This window comes from Shinella sp. GW835-FHT14H05 (assembly GCF_058793575.1).
The window spans coordinates 41,744-50,487 of record NZ_JBXAFY010000027.1 but is presented as its reverse complement, the minus strand read 5'-3'; the positions used below and the strand labels follow the sequence as shown (position 1 = coordinate 50,487).

Here is an 8,744-nt window from a genome sequence, read left to right as displayed (position 1 = left end):
ACATTCCAACTTTGCAGGATCAGGACACTTTAACTTTGCGGCTACAGATAGAAATCGTGTAATCTATCTTATGGAACCTATCTCGATCTTGATATTCGGTTGACTTAGAGCAGCGGAAGACACCATCTAACACTTTCGCCTAGCGAGAACGCTGGAAATACAGCTCCGAGGCTCGAAACCTCCCGCCGAGACGCTTGCATTGGACAACGACGTCGATCGACGTTCTCAGCATGTTCAAGATTTCAGAGCGCTCAATCTCTCGACCTGCGTCAGATTCCTTTATCAAAAGCGTCAGCTGTTCGAACGCGAGAGCGACGGAACCTGCGTGAACAGTGGTAATTGAGCCAGGGTGGCCGGAGTTAACGTTTCGAACGTAGTGGAAGGCGGTTCCATCGCGAAGCTCCTGCATGAGGATGCGATCAGGCCGCATACGGAGGCTGGATTCCAGAAGCTCCTTTGGCGTTGCATGCGATAGCCCCTGCCGGTCTTTCGAATAGAACAATCGCACATGGTTCTGTTGTGGGATGATGAGCTCCGGCGTGTCCTCAATCGAAATGATCCGCTCACTCTCTGGAATGTGTTTGATCAAGGCTTTGGAGAGGGTTGTCTTCGCCGATCCCGTAGCTCCCGAGATGATGATATTCTTCCGAGAGATAACCGCCTGTCGCAAGAAGGCTTTGACTTGCCCATCGCGGTATAGATTAAGCAACTCACTATCATCGCTGGGCGCGTCCGTCTCAACGGTTCGTACGCCTTCAAAGAAGTGCCTTTCCTCCAGATCATCGAGCGTAAAATCCACGGACGACGGTTTGCGGATCGTGATGCTCACCGTCCCTTTCAGCGTTGCCGGCGGAATTACGATCTGGATCCGCTCGTCGCCCGGAAGAGTTGCCGAAAGGATCGGTCTTCTTTCGTCGATGGACTGGTGCGAAAAGCTGGCAACGGCCCGGGCAAGCCGCATGAGTTTGTCGAAAGAAAGCTCCGGAAGATCATGGGTCCGCCACCCACCGGGTCCTTCGGTCAGCACCTGCCCGGGCCGATTGACGATCACCTCATAGAGTGAGGGATCCTGGAAGAACGCCGAAAGCGGCTTCAGCAACTCACGAACAACCGCCGCATCCTGCGCTTCTGTCATCGCCGTGCTACTTCGTTACCAGCTTCGAGTCCGGCGCGAAATCCCCCAGCACCGCTCGATCGAGAATACGGTTCCGTGGCTCCGTCACGCGTAGCCGATAGATCCCGGAGAAATCCAGATCGCGAGCAACGAAGATCGAGACGAGTTCGCCCTGATGTTTATTCAACGTCGGGGGGATGTTGATCGATTGCTCGACGGCGATCGCTGCCGCCTGCTGGCCTGCGCTCGTGGTGTTTTGGGCATCGACATCGCTATCCTGCAAGCGGCTATTGGCGTAGCTCGTCGCATCCCCGACGATGGAAAGAAGCAGAGCACTGCCGAAGCGCTCCCACCAATGGGTATCGACATAGCCGTCAACGCCGGCTCGACCGAGCGCATTAGTCGCCGGAGACGCGAGAGTGACGATTACCCCCTTCGGCGTCTTGGCCCGGTTCCACAAGACGAACAGTCGCTTCTGCCCCCGTTGCAGTCCGCCGCGATATTCGCCCACGACCTGGGTACCCTTTTCCATAAGAACGACCCTGCCGTTATCCGAAAGGACGTCTCGATTGATCACGCAGCTGGTGAACCCAGGCTGGTCCGAGGCGAGCGCGGTTTCCAGCACGCAGGGGATCGACGTCCCCATTGCGACGATGAAGTCACGATTGCCGAGAGTACCTGCCCGTGAACCCTCGAGCTTCGTCGGCCGCAGCAGGCCATCGAAACGCTGTTGGTCGCTGTTCTGCTGGTTCTGACTCATCATATTGCTATCGAGGGGAAGGAAATTGCTGTTCGCATTCGTCTCCGAACTCTCTTCCGCGCTGCGCTGCGTGGCATTTTTTTGTCCACCGCTGAAGGCCATGACCGGCGCACGGCGGGCAGAGTCGAGCAGTTCATCCTTCTCCTCGGCAACCGGGTCCACGACCGGGGTCGGGAGCTTCGCCTCCGGAACCGCCTGCTCCGGCTCGGCTTTCTCCTTTGCCGCTTCAAAGGGCGTCGTCTGGCGAATGACAATGCGTTCGGGCTGAGCGTTGTCGTCCTTCGCCCTCTTACCTGTCGTTGACCAAAGAGCAAATCCGATGAACGCCACGATGGCGAGTGCAACCGCGCCTCTCTTCAGAACCGGGCTGTTGTCGATGCGCCGGGCAGTGACTGTTTCGGCGCGCTCACCGGGAATGCGGGTTTCGTCTTCCTGGGCCATGGTCTCCCCTTCCCTACTGAGCGGTGTCATCGGTCTTCACGATGCGCTCCACCGACGGCGAGGTCGTGTTGGTGTCCGGATTGATACCGACGCGATCGTAGGCTTCATTGAAGACGCAAAGCGCATCCTTGCCGCGGCGAAGGATGAACTTGCGGCTGATGGCGTGCACCATCACCAGGTTGCCATCAACGGATTTCGGTACCAGGCTCTCGGAGCCGTCGGAATTCTCTATGTAGATGGCCGGCATTTCCTGATTGCCGACAAAGGCAAAGGTCGTGACCTTCCCGTTGTCATAAACGCTTTGCGGCTCCAGCGCCTGCGCCCCCTGAGCCGAATAACGCCAATTGCGCGGACCGTATGATTCATGAAGTGCGAGCACGTTGTCGGCCTCTTTCGCCTGGTTGGCGAGCGCACGAGCCTCGGCCTGCCGGCGGCGAAGTTCCGCCTCATCAACGGGATAGCGGAACTTCACATAGAAATAGGTGTTCTGCCCGACCGCGACGGAGCCGTCGCGAACGGTGAGCTCCATCTGGTAGCTGCGGGTCGATCCGTCCCGTCGCGTCGTCACAACGGAAATGTTGGTCACCGGTTGGTTCTCGCGCGGCTTCAGGAACAGGATGTTGCCCGCCGGCGCTACCTCCCACGCGACGCTGTTGCCGAGCGCGACATGCGCGATCTCCTCGTCCGCCGCGAATTCGACCTGCACCGATGAGCGCAACGTGCCGACGATCCTGGTAATGTTGAAGGGCTGGTAGTTTACGAACCGGACGCGGCTGTCCTGCGACGCACCGCGTGGAATATCGAGCGCGTCGGCCGTAGACGCGGTTCCGGCAAGCAGAACCGCAGCGAAGATGATCTTTCGTATCAATTGAGTGCCTCCGGATCGGCGCGGTACTCGCTGGCGGCAAAGCCGAGGGGGTTTACAAGCCGGTCAGTCGAGGACATCGGGGCGTTAGCATAAGAATAGGTGAGGGTCGCAACCCAGTGGCTCGTGCGAACCTCGTCTCCGCGAGTGATCGTCCGCATGTAGCGAACCGAGACCACGTTCTGATTGATCAGCGAGATCGAGGCTATGTTGATCCTAGCGGTGGCCGCGCGGCCGTAAATGTTCTGCGGCGATTCCGGATTGCTTCCGCGATAGATGGCTGAGAACCGCGCCTGCTCCGCCTGCGTCGACAAAAGCGCGATCGTGCGGAAGTTCTCCTGCGCCTCGCTCCAGACATAGCCCTCTCGAGCGCGGACATATTTGGCGGCAAAATACTTGGTCACGGCTTCGTCATAGGTGCCGGCCGTGGAGGTCAGCGCCGAGACGACATCGACGATGCCCGTGGAATTATCGACACGCACGACGAAGGGTTCCACGGTTTTCAACGGGGTCAGGCCCGCGACCGCAAAGACGGAGACGCCGGCGATGACGCTGGCGACGATGGCAATCGACCAGGCGATCCGATTCGACCGCTCAATCCGCATCATGCGATCCTGGTCGAAGCGCCGCGCCTTCTCGAAATAGCTCTTGAGATTGTCTGTCGAGACCATGTCGTCACCCCGCGCAACGGCGATGCGAGCCGTCGATATCAAGGTGTGCGAAAGCCGCTGGTGCCCTGCCCTCTTCAGTGTAAGGCGTGGTAGCGGTCGAGGATCGCCGATCCGATTGCTGGCGCTTCAGCGTCGTGTCGCCTTCCGATTCCCACATCGCGCGGTTCAACGGCCGGCGCGAATAACCGTCGCATTTAGGGAGCGGATAGGTCAGTGAGGCGCACCCACCGAGTGCGACGAGCATGAAAAGCAAAACAGCGGCTTTTATCATGTGGGCTGGCCTTTTCTTATTATTGAGACGAACTCACGCACCGGCGCTTTTCGAGCCGAAAGCGCTGCCGGCGAAGCGCGCGCCGCGACCGATCATCCGGCCTGTGTATCGGGTTCCTCGCGCGAGCATTCCCTCATGCGCATCCCGCGCAGCGCCATAGCCGTAGGCTAGGGACGCCCCGCCCGATGCAAGGGCCGAAGCGATTCCCGGCAGCTGATAGAAAACGTAGAGAGCAGCGATGCCGATGGCGCAGAGGGCGATCGGGCGCATAAGTACGTCGGTATAGGAATCGATTGCCGTGAAGGTGGAATCCAGGCACGAGATGAGCAGCGCGCCAACAGCCACGACAAGCACCTGAAGGATAACGAAGTTAGCGAGCTGCCCGATCCAGGCCTCGGTGAAGCGGCGCGTCGACTGGAACATGGCGAGGGCGATGAAGATCGGGCCGATCGCCAGCACGATGGCGAGTGCCAGCCGTGCGTAAAGCGAGACGACATAGCCGATGCCGGCGACCAGAAAGCTGACACCGATTACCATCATGCCGCCGACGCCAGTGACGATATCGACCGGCCAAGATGCCCGTGACCAGATGTCGGTGGCCGAAGCCTGCCCCTTGTCGAGCAGACCATCGAACGTGCTGGCGCTCGGCGCCGCACCGGTGTTCAGCGCGGATGCAATCTCGTGCGGCAGGACGTTGAAAAAGACGTTCGTGACGTAGGTCTGATACTCGCCGGCGTTTTTCACCAGCATGACGATGATCGCGAGCTTGATCGCGCGGAATGCGAATTCCAGGACCGGATCCTGAACGGAGCCTCGCAGCACAAGATAGCCATACAGCACCACGTAAAGCGTCACGGCTGCCGTCAGCGGACCGGTCACCCACTCGGCGATGTTCGACGTTCCTTCCGAGACGAAGGTCTCCAACGGTGTCTTGAACTGTCCGTCGATGAACTCGAAGACCTGATACATAGGCTTCAGTCTTCTCCCAACGCCTTGCGCATCTTCTCAAGGCGGAGCTTGCCGTCGGCCGCTTCTGCGTTCTGGCAGTTTGCCGTCTCTCTTAGCTCGCCCGGGTTGTTCCGGCACTCGGCCATGATACGAGACAGCAATCCATCGTCGGCGATCAGATGGTCGACGGTATAAGATTGCTCGGTCTTCTCGGAGCAGGCCGCGATGAGAAGGAGCGCGGCAAGGATGGGAGATCGCCTCATTGCAGCGCCGCTTTCATCGCATCCATACGCTGGCGCCAATCCTCTGCCTTGCGCTGTTCGTCGACCTGGTTCTGCGCCTGTTGCACCATGCGAAGACCTTCCATCCGCAACACGTCGGTCTGGAGAAAAGCCTGCTCGGCTTGCAACCGTGCCTGAAGATCGGCGATTTCCTTGGCGTCGCTTGCCGTCGAAATCTTCTCGCGAAGCTGGTCGATCCCGTCGATGCGCTTCGTTGCAGTGTCGTAGATCTGCTGCCCGAGGCTCATCTGGCCCGCGTTCTTGTTTTGCACGCGCGCAAGTTCCTTGGCGTAGAAATCGTCGGCGTCGGTGCGATAAGTGGAGTTGCCCTCCAGGAACTTCGAGGCGGAATCCTTGAACACGCCGGTTCCGTCGCCTTTCAGCAATCCCTCAATGGCGGCGAAATCGGCGGGCAGCGCGTTGCGGATAGCTGGATCGTTGAGCACGCTCGCGACGTCAGCCATATCGGTCAGCTTGTTGAGCGAGCCGTAGAGTTGCTGGGCCTGTTCGATCTGCTGATGCAACGCGTCGAGCTGGGATTTCAGCTGCGCGATGCTTTCGATGTGCTTCAGAATCGCCGTCTGGTCGATGACCGGGATCCCCTGCCCTGCCGCGCCGCCGGCGGAGAGGGCGAGCGCAGCAGCAAGCGCCGCGCCATAAAGTCGATAGGATGCCATCAGCTCGCACTCCTTCTTGCTTGGAAAACGGGAAGCCAGTCCTTCGGATCGTTGCCGACTTCGGCGCGGATCGCGTCGAGCAGCTCGACATTGGCCGTTCGGCCGGAAAGGATCGCGAGTTCGTCGTCGAAGCCGTTGAGATTCAGCTCAGCGACGACGCTGTTATGTCCCTGCTTCAACACGAACCGCCGGCTCTCGACGGAGAGTTCTCGCGCAATCAACTCGTATTCGCGATCCGTGAGCTTGAACCCCTCCACATAGTCGGCATGGTTGCCGCGGGAGTTCGGCAGGAAGATTTGCGTCGGGCATTGCTCGATGATCGTATGCGCGATCGGCGAGATCAGCGCGTCGCGCGGACTCTGTGTGGCAAACAGCATCAGCCCGTTCTGCTTGCGGATGGTCTTCAGCTTGTTCTGCGCGAGGTCACGGAAGCCTTCGTCCTGCAGCGCTTTCCAGAATTCGTCGATGACGATGATGATCCGGCGGCCGTCGATCATCTGCTCGACGCGGTGGAAGAGATAGGCCATCAGCGGAGTGCGGATTTCCTCATTGTCGAGGAAGTCCGTCATGTCGTAGCCGATGAACTTGCCGGCGCCCCCGAAATCGCCGAAGCCGATATCCTCGATGACATTGTCGAAGACCCAGCCGAGCGGCCCTCCCCTCTCCCACCGGCGGAGCCTGGCGGCGATCCCTTCGGGATCAGTGTTATTGAGGAATGTCCGCAGTGCGCCAACCGTCCTCTGCTCTGTCGGCAGATCGGAAAGCCCGTCGATGGCGCCGGCGATATCGCGGAGCTCGGTGACGCTCAGTTCACGCGTGCCCGAACCGACAAGCTTGCCGACCCAACGGGTCAGGAAGACCTTGTTCTCCGGTGTGAGGTCGAGGGCCTTGAGGGGAGCGCAGCCGGTGGGCGTGCCATTTTTGAGAGGCAGGTAGGTGCCGCCGGTGGCGCGGACGTAAGCGTCCGCGCCGCGGTCTTTATCGAAGAACACCACATGCGGGTCGTGTTTTTCGAGCTGCGACAGCATGAAGTTCACGATCACCGTCTTGCCGGCGCCGGATGGGCCGCACATAAAGGTGTTGCCGAGATCGCCATAATGAAAATTGAAGTAGTAGGGTGATCCGGACGCCGTCTTCAACAAAGCGACGGCCGGTCCCCACTCGTTGCCGTCCTTCTGTCCGATCGGATAGGAATGGAAAGGTGAAAGCGCCGCGAAGTTGCGCGAGGTTATTGCTCCCGATCGCGCGCGGTAGCGGAAATTGCCCGGCAATTGTGCCCACCAGGCGGCCTCGAGCCCGAGATCCTCACGCGCCACGACCGCGCCGCCGTTTGTCAGGCTGGCGCGAGCCTTCGCAAGGTTGTCCGTCAATTCCTTGACCGAGGCGGCGAAGACGGCGAGCGTGAGGTGATGTTCGCCGAGCACGAAGCGGTTCGATTCCAGATCGTCCATCGCATCATCGAGTTCGTCGATCTGCGAGGCCGCTTTGTCGCCGCTGCTGACCAACTGGTTCTGCTTGCGGCCCATGATGACGCGGGCGTCTGCCTTCGAGGCAAAGCAGAAGGATTGCGACAGGATCAGTTCAAATGGACTGGTCATCACGCCATCCAGCATCCCCGTCCTGGTACGGGCAGGATATTCCTTGATGCTCAGCATGCCGGCAAACCGGCTCTCAGACTCATGTCGGATCTCGATCGTCTCGCGGCCGATGATGACACGATCGGAATAGACCGCCGAGGAGATCCGGCCTTCCGTCAATGGGACCGGCTCGCGCCGGCCGCCCACCAGTTGGTGCAAAACCTCGCTCGGCCCGGAAAACACGAGTCCATTGTGATCATAGAGGGAGAGCACGCGCGGCTCGAAGCGTTTCAAGCCGGCAGTGACGTCAACGACCTTGTCCTGAAGGTGCTTCAGCGCCTCTTCATCGAGTTCGACGCCGGAACGGCTTCGCTGCCGCAGTCGGGACAGCAGCTTCGCCGCCTTTTCGGCCGGATCGCGCGTCGGCGACCAGAGGACAGTCAGGTAGAGGTCGTTACGGAACAGGTCCTCGCGTACCATGCGCTCGCGATACTTTTCGTTGAGCGCGGCCGAGAAAGGCGTTGCGAACGTTCCTCCCGGATAGTCGCGATCCCGGCGACGAATGAGATGGGTCCACAAGGCAAGCCGTTCATCGGCGATGTTACGATAAAGCGTGTTCAGATCGCGATGGAGCGCATTGAGGTCGAGGACGTCGGCGGTCTCGAACGACACGCCATCGAGGGCAATCATCACCATTAGGGTACGGGAGTCGAGCGCGACGGTGGTTTCGTCGACATGACGCACATAGGGAATGAAGGTCTCCGGTGTGAGTTCGCGGGATCGGAGGATGGCGGCGCTAGGCATATCCAAGGTCCCTTTCGTTGAAGCGCCGAACAAGCTTCAGCGGCGAAAGCGTTGCCCCGCCCCAGTAGGCGCCGTTCCGAGTCCGGCCGCGCGTCTCCACCCAGGCCACGAGGATCCGGAACATGTTGTGGTCGTGCTTCACCAGCGCCCGGAAGACGAAATGGAAGACAACGCCCACGAGCGCATAGGCGACCGAACCCGCCGCGAGGTAGAAGACCGTGGTCGCCATGACGTTGATGCCCATGGCTTCCATCGTGACGCCCGCAATCATGGCCGGGCGCGTGCAGGCGATGAACAGCGTGTCTTCTTCGAGCTCCGGTCGCGCGGTTGCCATG

The 8,744-nt window shown here is 60.0% G+C and carries 10 protein-coding genes; all 10 read right to left on the bottom strand.

The window, feature by feature from the left end; all coding sequences use genetic code 11:
- Positions 1-139 precede the first annotated feature (139 nt).
- The 10 genes from virB11 to AC1Q6Z_RS33885 are packed head-to-tail and all read right to left on the bottom strand — an operon-like array spanning position 140 to position 8,743.
- Positions 140-1,135 (bottom strand): P-type DNA transfer ATPase VirB11, encoded by a 996-nt coding sequence (gene virB11 / locus AC1Q6Z_RS33930; RefSeq protein ID WP_492650584.1) that lies wholly within the window; start codon positions 1,133-1,135, stop codon positions 140-142.
- Between the two features lie 7 nt (positions 1,136-1,142).
- Positions 1,143-2,315: a type IV secretion system protein VirB10 gene (gene virB10 / locus AC1Q6Z_RS33925; protein ID WP_492650583.1), complete on the bottom strand. Its 1,173-nt coding sequence runs from the start codon at positions 2,313-2,315 to the stop codon at positions 1,143-1,145.
- A gap of 13 nt (positions 2,316-2,328) precedes the next feature.
- A complete protein-coding gene (gene virB9, locus AC1Q6Z_RS33920) occupies positions 2,329-3,183 on the bottom strand; it encodes a P-type conjugative transfer protein VirB9 (RefSeq protein WP_492650582.1) in 855 nt (284 codons plus the stop codon).
- Complete coding sequence (locus AC1Q6Z_RS33915; protein WP_439632154.1) at positions 3,180-3,851, bottom strand: VirB8 family type IV secretion system protein; 672 nt, start codon at positions 3,849-3,851, stop codon at positions 3,180-3,182. The genes virB9 and AC1Q6Z_RS33915 overlap by 4 nt, the downstream gene beginning before the upstream one ends.
- A 4-nt stretch (positions 3,852-3,855) precedes the next feature.
- The gene (locus AC1Q6Z_RS33910; protein WP_439632156.1) at positions 3,856-4,122 is read right to left on the bottom strand and encodes a hypothetical protein; all 267 of its coding nucleotides are present in this window, start codon (positions 4,120-4,122) and stop codon (positions 3,856-3,858) included.
- A gap of 33 nt (positions 4,123-4,155) precedes the next feature.
- Entirely contained in the window at positions 4,156-5,091 is a 936-nt protein-coding gene (locus AC1Q6Z_RS33905; RefSeq protein ID WP_492650581.1) for a TrbL/VirB6 family protein, read from the bottom strand.
- Positions 5,092-5,096: 5 nt separating this feature from the next.
- The gene (locus tag AC1Q6Z_RS33900) at positions 5,097-5,333 is read right to left on the bottom strand and encodes an EexN family lipoprotein (protein ID WP_492650580.1); all 237 of its coding nucleotides are present in this window, start codon (positions 5,331-5,333) and stop codon (positions 5,097-5,099) included.
- Positions 5,330-6,028, bottom strand: coding sequence for a P-type DNA transfer protein VirB5 (gene virB5 / locus AC1Q6Z_RS33895; RefSeq protein ID WP_439632162.1), 699 nt, complete (start codon positions 6,026-6,028; stop codon positions 5,330-5,332). The genes AC1Q6Z_RS33900 and virB5 overlap by 4 nt, the downstream gene beginning before the upstream one ends.
- Positions 6,028-8,409 carry a VirB4 family type IV secretion/conjugal transfer ATPase gene (locus tag AC1Q6Z_RS33890; protein WP_492650579.1) on the bottom strand — a complete coding sequence of 794 codons (2,382 nt, stop codon included), beginning with the start codon at positions 8,407-8,409 and terminating at the stop codon, positions 6,028-6,030. Before AC1Q6Z_RS33890 ends, virB5 begins: the two co-directional genes overlap by 1 nt.
- Entirely contained in the window at positions 8,402-8,743 is a 342-nt protein-coding gene (locus tag AC1Q6Z_RS33885) for a VirB3 family type IV secretion system protein (protein WP_492650578.1), read from the bottom strand. The genes AC1Q6Z_RS33890 and AC1Q6Z_RS33885 overlap by 8 nt, the downstream gene beginning before the upstream one ends.
- Between the last annotated feature and the right edge of the window lies 1 nt (position 8,744).